The 16,147-nt window shown below is 67.9% G+C and carries 16 protein-coding genes and 2 pseudogenes; 7 read left to right on the top strand and 11 right to left on the bottom strand.

Annotation, left to right across the window (positions count from 1 at the left end; translation table 11 throughout):
• Positions 1 to 120: 120 nt before the first annotated feature.
• Both BJ988_RS15330 and BJ988_RS15325 read right to left on the bottom strand, forming a co-directional pair.
• Positions 121 to 771, bottom strand: coding sequence for a GNAT family N-acetyltransferase (locus tag BJ988_RS15330; RefSeq protein ID WP_179658753.1), 651 nt, complete (start codon positions 769 to 771; stop codon positions 121 to 123).
• A gap of 194 nt (positions 772 to 965) precedes the next feature.
• Positions 966 to 1,550 (bottom strand): carboxymuconolactone decarboxylase family protein, encoded by a 585-nt coding sequence (locus BJ988_RS15325; RefSeq protein WP_179658752.1) that lies wholly within the window; start codon positions 1,548 to 1,550, stop codon positions 966 to 968.
• Between the two features lie 441 nt (positions 1,551 to 1,991).
• Here BJ988_RS15325 and BJ988_RS15320 point away from each other — a divergent pair, with 441 nt between their 5' ends.
• Genes BJ988_RS15320 through BJ988_RS15310 form a run of 3 tightly spaced genes read left to right on the top strand, consistent with a single transcriptional unit; the run spans position 1,992 to position 4,483 of the window.
• Positions 1,992 to 2,300: a helix-turn-helix domain-containing protein gene (locus tag BJ988_RS15320; protein ID WP_179658751.1), complete on the top strand. Its 309-nt coding sequence runs from the start codon at positions 1,992 to 1,994 to the stop codon at positions 2,298 to 2,300.
• Positions 2,297 to 3,565, top strand: a complete 1,269-nt coding sequence (locus BJ988_RS15315) for a type II toxin-antitoxin system HipA family toxin (RefSeq protein WP_179658750.1) — start codon at positions 2,297 to 2,299, stop codon at positions 3,563 to 3,565. The genes BJ988_RS15320 and BJ988_RS15315 overlap by 4 nt, the downstream gene beginning before the upstream one ends.
• Positions 3,566 to 3,622: 57 nt before the next feature.
• Positions 3,623 to 4,483, top strand: a complete 861-nt coding sequence (locus BJ988_RS15310; protein WP_179658749.1) for an alpha/beta fold hydrolase — start codon at positions 3,623 to 3,625, stop codon at positions 4,481 to 4,483.
• Positions 4,484 to 4,526: 43 nt separating this feature from the next.
• On the opposite strand, the pseudogene BJ988_RS15305 reads toward BJ988_RS15310, so the two are convergent.
• Positions 4,527 to 5,453 (bottom strand): annotated as a pseudogene (locus BJ988_RS15305) (NAD(P)-dependent oxidoreductase); the annotation flags it as partial.
• Positions 5,454 to 5,537: 84 nt separating this feature from the next.
• Here BJ988_RS15305 and BJ988_RS15300 point away from each other — a divergent pair.
• Complete coding sequence (locus BJ988_RS15300; RefSeq protein ID WP_179658747.1) at positions 5,538 to 5,921, top strand: winged helix-turn-helix transcriptional regulator; 384 nt, start codon at positions 5,538 to 5,540, stop codon at positions 5,919 to 5,921.
• Positions 5,922 to 5,969: 48 nt separating this feature from the next.
• Here BJ988_RS15300 and BJ988_RS15295 read toward each other — a convergent pair whose 3' ends face one another.
• Complete coding sequence (locus BJ988_RS15295; RefSeq protein WP_246321496.1) at positions 5,970 to 7,562, bottom strand: MFS transporter; 1,593 nt, start codon at positions 7,560 to 7,562, stop codon at positions 5,970 to 5,972.
• 114 nt (positions 7,563 to 7,676) lie between these two features.
• Here BJ988_RS15295 and BJ988_RS15290 point away from each other — a divergent pair, with 114 nt between their 5' ends.
• Together BJ988_RS15290 and BJ988_RS15285 are read left to right on the top strand one after the other, a co-directional pair.
• Positions 7,677 to 8,273 carry a helix-turn-helix domain-containing protein gene (locus BJ988_RS15290; protein WP_179658746.1) on the top strand — a complete coding sequence of 199 codons (597 nt, stop codon included), beginning with the start codon at positions 7,677 to 7,679 and terminating at the stop codon, positions 8,271 to 8,273.
• Between the two features lie 120 nt (positions 8,274 to 8,393).
• Positions 8,394 to 9,863 carry a peptide MFS transporter gene (locus BJ988_RS15285; protein ID WP_179658745.1) on the top strand — a complete coding sequence of 490 codons (1,470 nt, stop codon included), beginning with the start codon at positions 8,394 to 8,396 and terminating at the stop codon, positions 9,861 to 9,863.
• A gap of 86 nt (positions 9,864 to 9,949) precedes the next feature.
• Here BJ988_RS15285 and BJ988_RS31580 read toward each other — a convergent pair whose 3' ends face one another.
• From BJ988_RS31580 to BJ988_RS15275, 3 genes and pseudogenes are all read right to left on the bottom strand, one after another.
• A complete protein-coding gene (locus BJ988_RS31580; RefSeq protein WP_425490870.1) occupies positions 9,950 to 10,168 on the bottom strand; it encodes a cyanase in 219 nt (72 codons plus the stop codon).
• A 67-nt stretch (positions 10,169 to 10,235) separates the two neighbouring features.
• Positions 10,236 to 10,403: pseudogene (locus tag BJ988_RS31380) on the bottom strand (hypothetical protein); the annotation flags it as partial.
• Between the two features lie 4 nt (positions 10,404 to 10,407).
• Entirely contained in the window at positions 10,408 to 11,262 is an 855-nt protein-coding gene (locus BJ988_RS15275; RefSeq protein WP_179658744.1) for a formate/nitrite transporter family protein, read from the bottom strand.
• A 231-nt stretch (positions 11,263 to 11,493) separates the two neighbouring features.
• Here BJ988_RS15275 and BJ988_RS15270 point away from each other — a divergent pair, with 231 nt between their 5' ends.
• Complete coding sequence (locus BJ988_RS15270; RefSeq protein WP_179658743.1) at positions 11,494 to 12,252, top strand: helix-turn-helix transcriptional regulator; 759 nt, start codon at positions 11,494 to 11,496, stop codon at positions 12,250 to 12,252.
• 29 nt (positions 12,253 to 12,281) lie between these two features.
• Here the strand turns inward: BJ988_RS15270 and BJ988_RS15265 are convergent, their stop codons facing one another.
• The 4 genes from BJ988_RS15265 to BJ988_RS15250 all read right to left on the bottom strand — a co-directional run bounded on the left by BJ988_RS15265 (position 12,282) and on the right by BJ988_RS15250 (position 16,137).
• Complete coding sequence (locus tag BJ988_RS15265; protein WP_179658742.1) at positions 12,282 to 13,589, bottom strand: LPXTG cell wall anchor domain-containing protein; 1,308 nt, start codon at positions 13,587 to 13,589, stop codon at positions 12,282 to 12,284.
• A 421-nt stretch (positions 13,590 to 14,010) separates the two neighbouring features.
• Complete coding sequence (locus BJ988_RS15260; RefSeq protein WP_179658741.1) at positions 14,011 to 14,370, bottom strand: VOC family protein; 360 nt, start codon at positions 14,368 to 14,370, stop codon at positions 14,011 to 14,013.
• Complete coding sequence (locus BJ988_RS15255) at positions 14,367 to 15,185, bottom strand: MerR family transcriptional regulator (RefSeq protein WP_179658740.1); 819 nt, start codon at positions 15,183 to 15,185, stop codon at positions 14,367 to 14,369. Before BJ988_RS15255 ends, BJ988_RS15260 begins: the two co-directional genes overlap by 4 nt.
• Before the next feature lie 88 nt (positions 15,186 to 15,273).
• A complete protein-coding gene (locus tag BJ988_RS15250; RefSeq protein WP_179658739.1) occupies positions 15,274 to 16,137 on the bottom strand; it encodes a LysR substrate-binding domain-containing protein in 864 nt (287 codons plus the stop codon).
• Positions 16,138 to 16,147 lie beyond the last annotated feature (10 nt).

Here is a 16,147-nt window from a genome sequence, read left to right as displayed (position 1 = left end):
GAGGGGAGCCGGAATGGGCGACGCAGGCTGCTTGGGAAGCAAGTCCGGCAGCGAGACACGCGGAGGGCGTCAGTGACGCCGCTGACCGCGGGCCCGGATGGGACCTCCCAGCGGCGGCAGTCACTCAGCCAGCGGCGGAGACCAGACCATGGTCAACTGATGAACTGACTGTCCCTGGTACCTGACCCCTGGAACCAGCGGCGTCGAACCATGCGCGACAAATCCGCACTTCTCGAAGAACCGCGTTGCACGGGTGTTCTCGACCAGCGTCTGCAGGTAGCAGCCCGGGCTCTGTGCGTTCGTGAGCCAGTCCTGCCAAGCGCGCATCAGGTCCATGGCGACGCCGGTGCCACGCGCTTCTGGAGCGAGGTTGATGTGGAGGTGGGCGGGCCAGCGTGGATCCACGACTTCGCCGGAGGCGGACTCGCTACCTCGCAGTTTCGCCTTGGCCATATCAACGAGGCTCCGGGCGAAGAATGGCATCGACCGTGGCCTGAGCATCACCTTGTGGCGGGTGATCGCTTGGGTCAACAGCTCGTCCTCGCCAGGAAGAAGCGCACTGTCGGGACAGCCGGTGAGGTAGCCGACGAGATCACCATCGACCTCGGCGAGGAAGAGCGTGTCGGCGCAGTGCTCGATGTACGGGTCGAGGTAGACCATCTGCTCGGAGGGTAGATGCCTCCATAGTTCGCCGCTGGGGGAGTCGGCGCCCGCTCGGGCAAAGAGATCGATGAGCGCGTCGTGGTCAGCGGGCGTGTAGGTCCTGATCATGCAGCTCCTATGTGCGGGCGCGGATCGAATATCCGGGGCGCTCCAAGACCCGTGCCAAGAGGCTAACCGACCTGCCGGCTCGTGCCGGGTCACGCGTCGTGGTCAATGATGCCGCACGCCCATAGTGGGACCGGGGTGAATGTCCTCGACCACGCCGGGGCGTACTGATGTCAGATCCGCTCCTGGTCCGGCCTTCAGTGTTGGTCAGGCGTACGTCCCCAGGTGATCGCGGACCGTACGGCGGGGTCGAGGGCGTCCGCCAGAGCGATGTCGGGGCGGGCGCCGAGTGCACTGTTGATGCTGGAGAAGGCTGTGCGCAGCCCGGCGAAGACGGTCAGGGCGACGATCTGTGGCTCCGTGAACCCTGCGTCGCGCAGTCGCTGGATGTCTTGCGGCGAGCTGTTGCCGGGGGAGCGGGCGACGGTGCGTGCCCAGTCGGCCAGCGCCCGTTCCCTTTCGCTGAACGGCTCTTCGTCGGCGGTGAGTGCGGCGATCGCGGTCTCCGGGTCGGCCCAGTCGGTCAGGCGCTTTCCCCACGCGACGGCACAGTACGAGTCACCGATGGCCGCTGCCTGCGCGATCACGATGACGGCCCTGTCGCGCGGTGTCAGCCCTGCCCCATCGGCCATGGCCGCGAACAGTCCCATGAGCTGTTCCTTCGCCGCCGGCTGATGCGCCCACACCCGTGTCAGGTCCCAGACGTAGCCGTGGTCGGCGACGTCCGCGGCGTACAGCCTCTCCTGCCCAGCGCTCGGCTCAGGTTCCTCCAAGAAGGTCACGTATTCAGCACATCCGCGGGCCATCTGACTCATGCGGAATGAACGCTGCACGTCCCCTGTGTTGGGGATGGAAACCCGTCTGTCGCGGCGACAGCGCGACCACTACTCTCACGCCGTGCAGAGAAAGGTAGAAGACGGTCGCGTCGTCGGGTCTGAGACCGAGCACGGTACGGATCGCCGGGTGTTCGGCGAGTTCATCGGTCCAGGTGGCGAGCTGGTGTTCTCGCGGCCGATCGGCTCACGCCACATGGTTCTACCTCGAGGCCAAAGTTGGCATGGCGCGCGAGAATCCCGAGCCTGTGCTCGATCTGCTCGAGACCCAACGGTCGTGGTACATGGAGGCTGCAGATCGCTACGGCGCGCTTAATGCTCATTGTGCTGACCGCGCTACGCTGTACGATGGTCAATGTAATGACCATTACGAGGTCAAGGTGACTGTCCATGCCGAAGCGCCCATTGTCTGCTAAGTCGCGGCGCACAGCCCGCACGCTAGGAGACTACGTCTCTACGTTCCGCCGTCTGCAAGGCCTGACGGCGGAACAGGTAGCCGACCGCGCCGGCATCAGTCGAAACACGCTCCGAAAGCTCGAGCAGGGAGACGCCAGCGTCGGCCTCGACGTGTTCCTAGAAGTCTGCCGTGTCCTTGGGGTGCTCGACTTTGTCACTGAAGGAATGAACCCCTACGAGACCGCACTGGGCCAGTCGCTGGCTGAACAGAACCTTGCCCTGCCCAAGCGGGTGCGCCAATGAACCGAAGCGTCGACGTGTACACAGACCTACCATTCGCGGCAGGGCAGGTTGGGCGCGAAGAGGTCCGAGTCGGGCGAGCGTTCTTCGCAGTCAGCCGGCGAGGTGTGGCCACAACGTTCCGGTACGAGTCTGCGTACCTGGCGCACAAGCGGGCGTTTCCGCTGGACCCAGCGTTGCCGCTGTTCGAAGGAGCGCACGCGATCGCGGATGGGCTCCCGTACTGCTTCACCGACTGCGCTCCTGACCGCTGGGGCAGGAACCTGATTCGTAAACGGCTGCAGGCCGCTGATGCCGACGCTGGGCGAACCCGTCGGGACGTCACTGAGATCGACTACCTGCTAGGGGTCACCGACCTAACCAGACAGGGGGCACTTCGGTTCACCGACAGCGACAGCGGCACAGAAGGTCCGTTCCTCGCCGATGACTCTGACGTGCCAAAGCTGTTGGAGCTACCGCGGCTCTTGCATGCCGCAGAGCAGGTCGAGCTCGATGATGACGACCTGTCAGCAGTCAAGGAGCTCTTGGACGCTGGCACAGGGTCGCTCGGTGGCGCACGACCGAAGGCGTCGGTGCGTGACGGCGACCGGATCCTGATCGCGAAGTTCGCAAGCCCCAAAGACGACTGGGATGTCATCGCCTGGGAGAAGACAGCCCTCGATCTCGCTGAGAACGCAGGACTTCGGGTGCCACGGCGTCGTCTGCAGCGCGTCAACGGGAAGGCGGTCTTGCTGCTGGACCGGTTCGACCGGGCAGATGACGGCAGTCGTATCCCGTACATGTCGGCCATGAGCCTGCTCGAGGCACGAGATGGTGAGAGCAGCGACTATGACTACGTCGACATCGCAGAGGCCTTGGCCGAACACGGCGACGTCACAATCACCGAAGACCTACGCGAGCTGTGGCGTCGAGTCGCGTTCTCGGTCGCAATCCACAACACCGACGACCACCTCCGTAACCACGGGTTCCTGCGCGGTCGGGCGGGTTGGACGTTGTCTCCGGCCTTCGACGTCAACCCCAATCCCGACATCGCCAAGGAACGCGAAATAGGTATCGGGTCCGCGCACGCCAGAGACGAAGAGCTCGACGGACTGAAGGCCTCCGCTGCGTCATTCGGCCTCAAGGACGAACGCGCAACCGAAGTGTTGGACGAAGTGTTCGCTGCGACCGCGAACTGGCGTCAGGTTGCCGCCGGCAACGGCATCGCCGAACGTGAGATGAACCGTATGGCCGACGCGTTCGACGGATTGCGCGCCGCGGTCGGCTGAACCTGCCGGGATCGCCGTCGGACTGGCAGCATGGGCACCCCGTCACCAGGAGGCCCCATGCCCACCACAGCCACATTCGTCTCGCCGACCGACGGCACCGCGCTCGCAATCCGGACATGGGGCGAGGAGCTGTCCGCGCCGAAGGGCGTGGTCCAGATCGCCCACGGCATCGCCGAGCACGGGCAGCGTTACGACCGGCTCGCTCGGGCTCTCGTCGGGGCTGGGTACGTCGTGCGGGCGGTCGACCACCGCGGTCACGGCGGGTCCGTCGAGTCGGCCGACCAGCTCGGTCACTTCGACTTCGAGGCCCTGGTGGCCGACGTTGCGGCCACGGGTGCCGCGCTGCGCGATGACTTCTCCGGGATGCCGGTGTTCCTGGTTGCGCACTCGATGGGGTCCTTCGCGGCGCAGACGGTGCTCTTGGACCGGTCCGACCTGTACGACGGTGTGGTGCTGTCAGGCTCGACCGCCCTCGACGTACTTGCTGGTGCGCTCTCGAGCGCCGAGGGTCCGGTCGGGCTGGAGGCGTTCAACGACGGGTTCGAGCATCGGACCGGGTATGAGTGGCTCTCGCGCGATGAGGTCGAGGTCGATGCGTACGTCGCAGACCCGCTGTCCGGGTTCGATCTGCCCGACACCGCCGTGCCTCAGCTGTTCGGCGGCGCCGAGCGTCTGGCCGACCCGGCAGCCATCGGTGGGATCCGCTCCGATCTGCCGATTCTCGTCGTCTCCGGCGACGCCGACCCGCTCGCCGGAGGTGGCGCCCTGGTCGAGCTGCTGGGGGAGCGTTATCGCGAGGCCGGGCTGAAGGATGTGACGGCGACGCTCTACCCCGAGGCGCGCCACGAGATCTTCAACGAGACCAACCGTGATGCGATCACCGCCGACGTGATCGACTGGCTCACGGCTCATTCCTGACTGCCGCGAGCGGCCTCCTCACGGAGACCGCCCCGGCAACAGTTCACCCTCGGGCGTACGGCCGGATGGCGTCGATGATCCGGGACCAGTTCTCCCCGCCGTACCCACGCGAGCGAGCCCAGGTGTAGTGCGCCTGAACGGCGCGAGGGAGGTCGGTATCGATACCGGCCGCCTCGCTGGCCTCGACGAGGTGGTCGGCGGTGGCGCCCATCATCGTGATGGTGCTCAGGTGGCCGGGGTGCTGACCGGCCTCGAGCTGGGCGCCGAAGTCCTCGCCGACGGCCAGCATCGGCGGGATGCCGGCGAGGGTCTGCATCAGCTCCGGGATGGACGCGGTCGGCTTGATGCCGCCCGTCTCGAGCAGCGCGACGGCGTGGAGCAGCGAGGAGAGGGAGGTCAGGAAGACGTCCAGGTGCGCCTGGTACATCAGCTGGGCCAGACCGGGGTCCTCGCCCAGGTAGCGGACCGCCCCGATGCGAGCCAGCACATCCTCGTGCGGCGAGAGTGCGTCAGCGGGCCCGCTGAAGTAGACGAACGCATCGGGTGTGCCGACCATCGGCGCCGGGATCATCACGCCCCCGGTCAGGAACTGCGCGCCGTGCGAGGCAATCCACTCCGCACCCCGACGCGTCCCCTCGGGCGACTCGGAGCTGAGGTTGACGACCGTGCGCCCCTTCAGCTCGTCGGTGGCTGAGCCGAGCACGTCGTACATCGCCTGGTAGTCGGTCAGGCTGAGGATGACCAGGTCGCTCGCCGCGACCGCCTTGGCGGGGGAGTCGGCCAGCTGGGCGCCGGCGGCGACGACCTCGTCGGCCCGCGATGCCGTGCGGTTCCATACGGTCACCTGATGGCCGGCCGCGAGCAGGCTGTGGACCATCGCCTGGCCCATCGGGCCGAGGCCGATGAGGGTGACGGCGGTGCGAGGTTGATTCATGGTGGACTTCTCTCGTCTCGTTCTCGATCGGTACGCACCATCCTCGGACTTTGCGTAGGATCGCGGGAGTACCCACTAATTACTGGGGTACTTACCAAAAGGTTCGTAAGGAGCACCCCCGTGACGAAGCAGGCCCGAAACGGTCCCTACATCTGCGGCATCGACGCAGCGCTCGACGTGGTGAGCGGCAAGTGGAAGGGGCTGATCCTCTGGGAGCTCGACGAGCACGACGTACGCCGCTTCGCCGAGCTGCGCCGCGGCCTGCCCGGTGTCAGCGAGAAGATGCTGACCCAGCACCTGCGGGAGATGGAGCAGGACGGCCTGGTGCACCGCGAGGTGTACGCCGAGGTGCCCCCGCGGGTGGAGTATTCGCTGACCGAGCACGGCCACGCCCTCAACGTGGCGCTCGAGCCGCTCGGCCAGTGGGGGATCGGCCGCATCGCCCGCGAGCAGCCCGAGCTGGTCGAGCATCGCGACGCCGACCTGTTGCCCCGACCGTCGTAGCCGCCGTCAGGCAGATCGAGACTGCGACTCGACGGGCCGGGGCATGGGTCATCGATGAGCCTCGGTGACAGCGTCGGCTGGCTTGCGGGCATCCTGCGGGCCACGAGCAAGGATGTAGACGAACAGGACGGCCATCACCGCGGCGCCTGCCCACATGGCGTTCTGCCAGCCGTCGACGAACGATTCCTGTGCGACCCGGACCAGCGCTCCGGCCTGGGGGCCGGCGCCGTCTGCTGCGGCGACGGCGTTCGCGATGCCCTCGCGTGCTGTGTCCGCGACGTCGTCCGGGACGCCATCAAGACGATCGTCGATCGCGCTCCTGTAGCCGGCGGACAGGATGGCTCCGAGGAGGGCGATTCCCAGGGCGGTGCCGAACTCGCGGGTGACGTCGTTGAGTGCGGACGCGACCCCTTGGCGCTCGCGGGGCAGTGAGCTGGTGATCGCCTCCGTGGACGGCGTCATGGACAGGCCCATGCCAATACCCATGGAGAGCATGCCGGGCAGGACCGCGAGGTAGCCGCCCTCGACGGAGACCAGGCCGGCCATGAAGGCGAGTCCGGCGCCGGCGAGGAAGATGCCGGCAGCCGTCGTGGCTCGAGCTCCGACGCGGGAGGCGACCTTCGGGGCGAGCCCGGAGGCAAGCATCATCAGCAACGCCATCGGCATCATCGCCAGCGTGGCGCGCAGTGCGGACCACCCCAGCACGGCTTGAAGGAACGGGAAGAGCACCACGAAGATCCCAGCCTGCACCCCGAAGACCACCAGCAGCGTGACCGATCCGCTGGCCAGGCCTCGCTCACTGAAGAGCCGGACGTCGAGCAGAGGCGCCGTCTGGCGCAGCTCCCAGACGACGAAGGCGACCGCGGCGAGGATGCCACCGACCAGCCCGATCATGGTCGCGGGCTCGGTCCAGCCGTGTACCGGACCCTCGTGGAGCGCGAAGATCAGCCCGAGGACGGCGAGGACCGAGGTCGCCGAGCCGATCGTGTCGAACCGGTGCTCGGTGTGCTCGCGTGAGTTGGGCACCGAGCGCACGATCATTGCGACCGCAACCAGGACGAGCGCGATCGGCAGCATGAAGAGCCACCGCCAGGTGGCGACGTCGACGAGCAGGGCGGACAGGTACATGCCGAGGATGCCGCCACCGCCGGCCACGCCGGTCCACACGCCGATGCCTTTGGCGCGTTCCTCCTCGGGGAAGGTCGAGGTGATGACCGCCAGGGTAACCGGCATGATCATGGCCGCGCCCACACCGGAGGCGAAGCGGGAAGCGAGCATCATCTCAGAGGAGTTGGCCAGCCCGGCCGCCACGTTCGCGGCGCCGAAGACGGTCAGTCCCACGAGCAGCACGGGCTTGCGGCCGATCCGGTCGCCGAGTGCGCCCAACGGCAGCAGCAGGGCGGCGAGACTGATCGTGTAGAGGTTGATGAACCACAGCACAGTGCTCTGCGAGGCGTCGAACTCGACGGCGAGCTCGGGCTGGGCGACGTTGAGGCCGGTGACCGAGGCGATCACGGCCATCAGTGCGATGCAGACCGCGATCAAGATCGCGCGGCGCTGCCCCGCGTCGTGGATGGCCGAGTCGTCCGCGTCGACTGGTTCGCCACGGCTGACACCGGAGACAGGTGGGTTCGTGCTCAATGGATTTCCTTTCACAACCTGCACCGCGGCCATCGTCTGACGGCCACATGAGTCGATGGTGCTCACGAGAATGCGGATTCGCAAAGGTTGTTGCTGAATGGCAAAATCGTCGACATGGACCCTTCGCCCGACCGCACCCTCGACGCGCTGGGGCCGCGACTCAAGCGCCTCCGCCAACGTCGCGGCATCACCCTCAGTGATCTGTCTGAAGAGACCGGGATCTCGACCAGCACGCTGTCCCGGCTCGAGGCAGGTCTGCGCCGCCCCACCTTGGAACAGCTGCTTCCCCTTGCGCGCGCCCACGGCGTCACGCTCGATGAGCTCGTTGATGCACCACCTACCGGGAACCCGCGCATCAATCTGCGGGCCATCCCGTGTGCGGACGGCTCCACGATCCTTCCCCTGACTCGCAGGCCGGGCGGTATCCAGGCGTACAAGTTCGTCCTCCCCACCGGCCGCGACGATGCCGAGCCGGACCTGCGCACCCACGAGGGGTACGACTGGGTGTACGTCCTCAACGGCAGGCTCAGGCTCGTGCTCGGCGAGCACGACCTCATCCTCGAGCCCGGCGAGGCAGCGGAGTTCGACACGCGTACGCCGCACTGGTTCGCAGCCACGAGCTCGGGGCCGGTCGAATATCTCAGCCTGGTCGGCAAGCAGGGCGAACGCGCTCACGTCCGAGCCGCGCCGAGAGCGCCCAGCTCGAGCTAGAGGGTGAGAGCGTCAGCAACCTGCTGCCTCAACACCTTGGGCAGGTGGCAATTGTCACAGGACTCGCGATGCCGTTGCTCGCGATTTGGCCGAGGCGCCTGATCTTGTGAGCCTAAAGTAATGAGTCAACTGCAAAGTGAGACCGACGCGGACGATCCCCGCGACCGGTCTTTCCTGGGCCAGCCACGCGTACTGGCCAACCTGTTCGGCGTCGAGCTGTGGGAGCGGTTCAGCTTCTACGGCATGCAGGGCATCCTGGCGATCTACCTCTACTACTCCGTGGCCGAGGGTGGCCTCGGGATCAGCGAGACGGTGGCGCTCGGGATCGTCGGTGCGTACGGCGGTTCGGTCTATCTCTCCACGATCATCGCGGCCTGGATCGCCGACCGCCTGATCGGCGCGGAGCGTACGCTCTTCTACTCGGCCTGGCTGGTCGTCTTCGGTCACCTCGGCCTCGCCCTGATCCCGGGGATCGCCGGTGTGGGCGTCGGCCTGGTGCTGATCGCGCTCGGCTCGGGCGGAGTGAAGGCGAACGCCTCCTCCCTGGTCGGCACGCTGTACGCGCCCGACGACGAGCGTCGCGACGCCGGCTTCTCCCTCTTCTACCTGGGCATCAACCTGGGTGCGCTGGTCGGTCCGTTGCTGACCGGGCTCCTGCAGAAGCAGTGGGGCTTCCACTTCGGGTTCGGGCTGGCCGCGATCGGCATGATCCTCGGCCTGGTGCAGTACTCGATGGGTCGCAGCAGGCTCCCCGCCGAGAGCCGTGTCGTGCCCAACCCGCTCCCGGCCTCGGAGCGTGGCCGCTGGATCGCCATCGCCGTCGGCGCCGTGGCGCTGATCGTGGTGCTCTGCCTGACCGGCGTCATCACCGCGCCGCGACTGGCCAACATCGTGATCGGCGTCGCCTCCGTCGCTGCGGTCGCGCTCTTCGCGGTCATCCTGCTCAGCCGCCAGGTCACCGCCATCGAGCGGAGCCGGGTGTGGGCGATGGTTCCCCTCTTCATCGCCTCCGCGGTCTTCTGGTCGCTCTACCAGCAGCAGTTCACCGTGATGGTGGTCTACTCAGACCAGCGCCTGGATCGTGACATCTTCGGCTGGGAGATGCCGGTCTCGTGGGTGAACTCGATCAACCCGGTCTTCATCATCCTGCTCTCGGGTGTCTTCGCGGCGGTGTGGACCAAGCTCGGCCCCCGTCAGCCCTCGACGCCGGTGAAGTTCGCGATCGGCAACATCGTGATGGGCATCGCGTTCTGGGTGTTCCTGCTGATGCCGAGCGGCGCACACTCGGTGCCGCTGGTCGGCCTGGCGTTCATCCTGCTGCTCTTCACCCTCGCCGAGCTGCTCCTCTCGCCGGTCGGCCTCTCTCTGGCCACCAAGCTCGCCCCGCAGCGCTTCCGAACCCAGATGATGGCCCTCTTCTTCCTCTCGATCGCCCTCGGGACCGCGATGTCGGGACGGCTGGCCGCCTTCTACGACGTCAACGACGACAGCGCGTTCTTCTGGTGGGTCGGGCTCGCCTCCGTGGTCGTCGGTGTCGTGCTGCTCATCGGCAACCGGCCCATCCGCCGGTTGATGGCCGGCGTGCACTGAGCTCGTCGAAGTACGCGTACGAACGGCTGTCCCGGGCGAACGAAAATTCGTTCGCCCGGGACACCGGGCATACCCGGTGAGGGTCCTCACCAGTTGTAGTCGAGGAACTTCCCGTCGAAGGTGACCACCACCCGGTCGCCGCCGGGGTCGGAGCGGCGAGCGATGTCGACCTTGAAGTTGATCGCGCTCATGATGCCGTCGCCGAACTCCTCGTGGATCAGCTCCTTGAGCGCAGGACCGTAGACGGCCAGGGCCCTCGTGGAACCGGTAGATCGTGGGATCGGACGCCACGCCGGATGCCGCACCCCGGTAGGGCTGGACCTGCAGGGCCTCGACGACCTCGGGCTCGAGGCCGAGCAGCTCGCCGGCCGCCTTCGCCTCGGCGGCGCTCATGGGGTGCTGGCCGAGCAGGGCGGCGGTCGTCCACACGGGCGCACGGCCGACGTGCTCGGCGATCTGGGCCCAGGTGATCCCGGCACGTGACCGGGCGGAGGTGACCGCCGCGGCGGCCTCCGTCTTGCTCAAGATGGGCTCGGTCATCTGTTCACACCTCGTTCGAGACGGTTGAGTCGGTACGCGGGATCGGCTCGGGACGCGCACGCTCCGAGCCGGTTCGGTGGTGGGTGGCGTAGATGACCAGGCCGACGAAGGTCAGGCCGCCGACCAGGTTTCCCAGGACGGTCGGGATCTCGTTCCAGATCAGGTAGTCGACGACGGTGAAGTCGCCGCCGAGCATCAGCCCCGAGGGGAAGAGGAACATGTTGACGACCGAGTGCTCGAAGCCCAGGTAGAAGAAGACCATGATCGGCATCCACATCGCGATCACCTTGCCCGGGAGACTGTCGGACATCATCGCTCCGACGACGCCTGTGGAGACCATCCAGTTGCACATCACGCCGCGTACGAAGAGGGTCAGCATCCCCGCGGCCCCGTGATCGGCGTAGCCCAGCGTCCGGCCCTCGCCGATGGCGCTGATCGCCTGGCCGACCGCGTCGGGTTCGACGGAGAAGCCGTAGGTGAAGTAGATCGCCATCATCACCGCCGTGGTCAGAGCGCCGGCGAGGTTTCCGACGAAGACCAGGCCCCAGTTGCGCATCATCGCGCCGAACGTGACGCCGGGACGCCGGTCCAGCCAGGCCAGCGGAACCAAGGTGAAGACGCCGGTCAGCAGGTCGAAGCCGAGCAGATAGAGCATGCAGAAGCCGACGGGGAAGAGCACCGCGCCGATGAGCGGTTCGCCGGTCTTGGCGCCGATGGTGACCGCGAACGCGGCCGCCAGCGCCAAGATCGCTCCCGCCATGTAGGCACGGATCAACGTATCTCTGGTCGACATGAAGACCTTGGACTCACCGGAGCTGACGATGCGGCCGGCGAGCTCCTTCGGGCTCACGTAGGACATGGGTCGCCTCCTGGGGGACGAGGTGGGCACGTATGACTGGAACCTCGGATCGCCGTTGACCCACGGCCCCATGCCACCACCCGAGACGACGATCCGAATAGGCCATCCGCGCACGATCCTCGGCGATCTGCGCGCCACCGGCCTCGGTTAACCGGAGCGACACAGGCAGGAGGACCGAGGTGAAACAGGGACGGGCGAACCTGGTGCGACGAGGCGAAAGGGTGAGAACGGATGGAACCGCTGCGCCAGGGGAAACCGAGGCCCGAGCTCGACGACGGCCTGCTGGCCGCGGTGGTCAACGTGACACCCACCGCGCTGTGGGTGATCGGTGCCGACGGGACCGTCCAGCTGGCCAATCAAGCCGCGCTGTCCCTGCTCGGCTACAGCTCGGCCGACGAGATCATCGGTTCGCCCAGCCATGAGACCCTGCACGATCACCGGCCCGATGGGACCGCGTACCCCTCCGAGGCCTGCCCGATTCTCGACCGCCCGGGGTCGTCCGCGGCCACTGCACCGGAGTGGTTCTTCACCCGCCAGGGCCGACCGTTACCGGTCGCCTGGTCCACCCGCTCCGTCGGTACGGCCGGGGCCAGGCTGCTCTCCTTCGCCCTTGCCCCCGCCGCCCCCGGATTCGCGGTCGACGAGGTCGACATCATCACGCGCGACGCCCTCCGCACAGCGGTGGACCAATGTGTGCGCGAGCGGTTCCGGGATCCGGAGTTCACCGCGGCCGACCTCGCCTCTGAGCTGCACGTGTCCGTACGTTCGGTCCAGGCTCTGCTGGCCGAGGACGGTCGCTCGCCCGCGGCCGAGATCCGACGTGCCCGCCTCGAGTTCGCCAGCACGCTGCTCGCCCGCGGAGTCGCGGTCTCCGACGCCTGCCGCGCCAGCGGGTTCAGCGAGGTCGGTACGTTCGGTCGTGCCTTCCGCCGCCAGTTCGGCCAGACCCCCAGCTCCTGGGCGCGAGTCGCCGGCAGCAGAGCTCAGTGACCGGTGGCGGCGCAGATTCTTCTGGTGAGTCAGGCGTTCCTCCGGCGACGGGCGAGGAAGGACCCGATGCCCCCGATGCTGACCAGCAGCCCGCCGGCGGCGAGGAGCACTCCGTTCGGACCGCCCGTGTTCGGCAGGTTCCCAGCCAGACCGGCATCGATCCGGCTCGGGACCTCGGAGGCGGCCTTGGTGCTGGCGTCTTTGACGACCGCCGCGCACTTCTCCGACTCGTTGGTCTTGGTCTCGTAGACAGCCGGGATGACGACCGTGACCGAAGAGGCAGGCGAGTCCACCACGGTGACGTCCGATGCTGCGCTGTCCTCCACCGTGCGGGTGTCGACCAGGTCCCAACCCGCAGGCTCGTCGGCGGTCCAGGATGCGTCGGCCAGGTTCGTGGTCGGCTCACCGTCCTCGACGAAGTAGAGCGTGGCGTCGAGATCGGTGTGGGCCTCCTTCGTGATCACGGTCTGCGCGTACTGCTCGCCGATCTGGGACAGGTTCAGGGGGTTGTCATCGCCGTCCTGACCGTCCTCATCGGCCGGGGTGCCCGACGTGGTGGTCCAGGTGGTGAAGCGGTCCCACTGCCACGGGCCGAAGACGGCAGAAGTGGCCTCTTCGACCACGATGGTCTCGGTCCAGGCCTCCTTGACCACTACGGTCTCGGTCCAGGCCTCCCTGTCCACTACGGTCTCGGTCCAGGCCTCCTTGTCCACGACCATCTCGTCCCACGCCGCCACGTCCACGACGGTGACGGTCTCGGTCAGGTCGCCCTCGGCGAAGCGGACCCAGCCCTTGTCGCCGTGCTCGTCCTCGCCGTTCCAGCCCGGCGTGTCCAGGTAGCGGACCTTGCCGGTCTGCTTCTGCTTGTAGGCGTAGCCACGGTCCTGGACGCGAGTCTCCTCGTGGGTGACCGCCTCGTGGTGGACGACGTGCGTCTCGGCCGGGTGCTCGACCGTGTGAGTCTCGGCCGGGTGCTCGACCGTGCGGGTCTCAGCCGGGTGCTCGATGGTGTCGGTCACCGCGGCGGTGCCGGGCGTGTAGGTCCGGGTGTAGACCGAGTTGCGGAACTGGTCCTCGGTGACAGCCTCGTGGCTCTCACCCTTGACCACCGTCGAGAAGCGGGACTCCTCGTGGGACACCGCGTCGGTGTGCTCCACGTGCGTGACCGCAGGCGTGACCTCGGTGGTCTTCTTCTCGTCGGCGACCTTGACCTGAGAGGTCACGGTGGTCGTCTTGCAGTCCTGCGCGGCCTGAGCCCCAGGGGCTGCGACGACCGAGGCGACTCCGGCAACGGCTACAGCCGCAAGGCCGATCTTGGTGGAGCTGTGCATGTTCATGGGTTGGTTCCTTCATGGGTTGTGGCGGTCCGTGCCTGTGGTGAGCAGGGCTGAGGCACCCGAGACGGGGCGGGCGGACAGAGATGCCTGTCGCGGTCGGCCCGGGCCGACCGCGGGTGCATCCTGGGGACCTCTTGAAACCGAGGAGCAAGTGCGGCTGGTGGGCCGCCTCGGCGAGGCCTGTGAGAGGAGGGTCTCCCGGCGCTGTCTCAGCGGGTTGCAGGAACTCTCTTCACCTACCCAATATTGGGGTAGACGGGACCTTCGACCCTCTCGAATTAGCTGATCCGGCCGGGGACCAGGTCCCGGTTCCGGCCATACCCCCGGTGAGGGTCCTCACCAGTTGTAGTCGAGGAACTTCCCGTCGAACGTGACCACCACCCGGTCGCCGAGCAGCTCGGCGAGTCGCCGGCAGCAGAGCTCAGTGCGCGGTGGCGACGCAGAACTCGTTGCCCTCGACGTCGCGCAGGACCGTCCACTCGATGCCGCTCTCCTCGTGCTCGCCGAGGACCGTGGCGCCGAGATCCACCAGGCGAGCGACCTCCGCCGGGCGGTCCGGAGCGATGAGGTCCGGGTGGGCGCGGTTCTTCGCCTGTCGCGGCTCGGGCACCCGCGCGAACAACCAAGCCGGTACGCCGGGGGCCGGCTGCTTCAGGCCGATGGAGCTGAACTCCTCGGTGCTGTCCTCGTCGAGCCTTCGGTCCAGCGCGGCGGCCCAGAACGTCGCGGTACGCAGCGCGTCGGAGCAGTCGAAGCTGATCGCGCCGAGGGTCAGTGTCATGGAGTGTCCTTTCGAGGGATGAGCGGCCAGACGATGTCGGTCTGGTAGGCCGACGGCGGCACGCTGTCGGAGACATTGGCGACGTACGCCTCCCGCAGCGGCTGCCCGCTCGGGGTTCCGTGCTGAGCGACCCAGGCGCCGAGGAGCCCGTAGGTGTCGGGCAGGGTCTCGTGGTCCCCGGCATGGGTGACGACCGCGGCCGTCACCGGCGGCAGCTGCAGCAGGGTCGTGCCCGCTGGGGCGGCCTGCGCCCGGACCGGGAAGTACGCCGTGACCTCCTGCTCGGCGTCGTCGAGGAACTCCGCGTCGTACAGGGCGGACGCCGGCCCGGTGACCTCGACGCCCGCGTCCCGGCAGCCCTCCTCGAGCCGCGCGTACGCCGCCACCAGGAAGGCGTCGTAGGCGCTGTCCCGGACGACACCGGTCACCGCGACCGCGCTCGTCGCCGGAAGCTCGACGAGACGCGGCGGGGTCCAGGTCTCCGGCGGCGCCGCGTGCAGGTCCTGGACGATCTGCTCGACCCGTCGCGCGCGCTCACGCATCTGGTCGGCATGGCGCGCCAGAGTCGCCGCGGTGACCTCCGGGTCCCGCGCGGCCAGGATCGTGGCGACGTCGGCGAGCGGAACCTCCAGGTCACGGAGCCGGCGGATCACGGCAGCATCCGCGAGCTGCCCGGCGGCGTACCGACGGAAACCGGTTTCCGGGTCCACCGCGGCCGGGGTGAGCAGGCCCTGCGCGTGGTAGGCGCGAAGCGTCTTGACGGACAGGCTGGCCGCGCGCGAGAACGTCCCGATGGACAGCAGCGGCTCGCTCATGCGGTCATCCTTGCCTCTCCCCCTGGGGGAGGGGCAAGCAGGGCGTGGGAGGTATGGGCACGAGACGATCTTGGCAGTCGGAGGCCGGTCAGACCTGGGGCAGCCGGTTCAGGAGTGCCCGTAGAGGTGGCCATCGGTCGCGCCCGCGGCGCGTCGCGGCATAGCCGCGCAGCCGTACCGTCGGGTCGGTCAACGGCCGTACGGTGACGCCGCGGCGAGACGTGCGCCCTCGCGGCAGCAACGCGAGCCCGTGACCAGCGAGGATGAGGTCGTCGACGAGCTCCAGAGCGTCGACACGGTGGACCACTCGGGGCGTGAATCCCGCCATCGAGGCCAGGGTGCGCAGCACCTCCTCGTCGGCGGTGTGGCGCGAGTTCACGATCCAGTCGCGGTCGGCGAAAGTCGCGAGCGGGGCACGCGGCTCGGACGTCGGCATCCCGAGACCCCATTCGACCTCCCACAGTGCGGTGGTGTCGTGGTCGCTGCGCCAGGAGGCGGGGGCGAGGTTGTAGTCGTAGACGAGAGCGAGGTCGACGTCGTCGCGTGCAAGCGACGCCAGCGCCTCGGGCGGCTCGTGCTCGCGCACCCGCACCTCGATGCCGGGATGAACGTGCCGGAGGTCGTCGATCACCGGCATGAGGGAGCGGCGGATCGCGGTGGCGAATCCGGCCACCCGGACCACACCGATCGGCTCCGCGTCGGGATCCAGGTCCAGACGGGCGGCATCGACCGCCGCCAGGATGGTGACGGCATGTTCGGCCAGACGATGGCCTGCTGGGGTGAGTCGCACCCGCCGGCCATCGGGCTCGATGAGCGCGGTACCGACGTCGCGGGCGAGGGCGGCGATGGCTTGGGACACGGTTGAGGTGGTGGTGCCGATCTCGTCGGCGACCTCGTGCATCGAGCCGAGGCGAGAGAGCTCGAGCAACATCTTGAGCCTGCGTACGTCCACGTGTCTATCG

The sequence above is a fragment of the Nocardioides panzhihuensis genome, assembly GCF_013408335.1.
GTDB classification, from domain to species: domain Bacteria; phylum Actinomycetota; class Actinomycetes; order Propionibacteriales; family Nocardioidaceae; genus Nocardioides; species Nocardioides panzhihuensis.
Note: the sequence above shows the minus strand (reverse complement) of the source record. Positions and strands in the feature narration are given on the sequence as shown.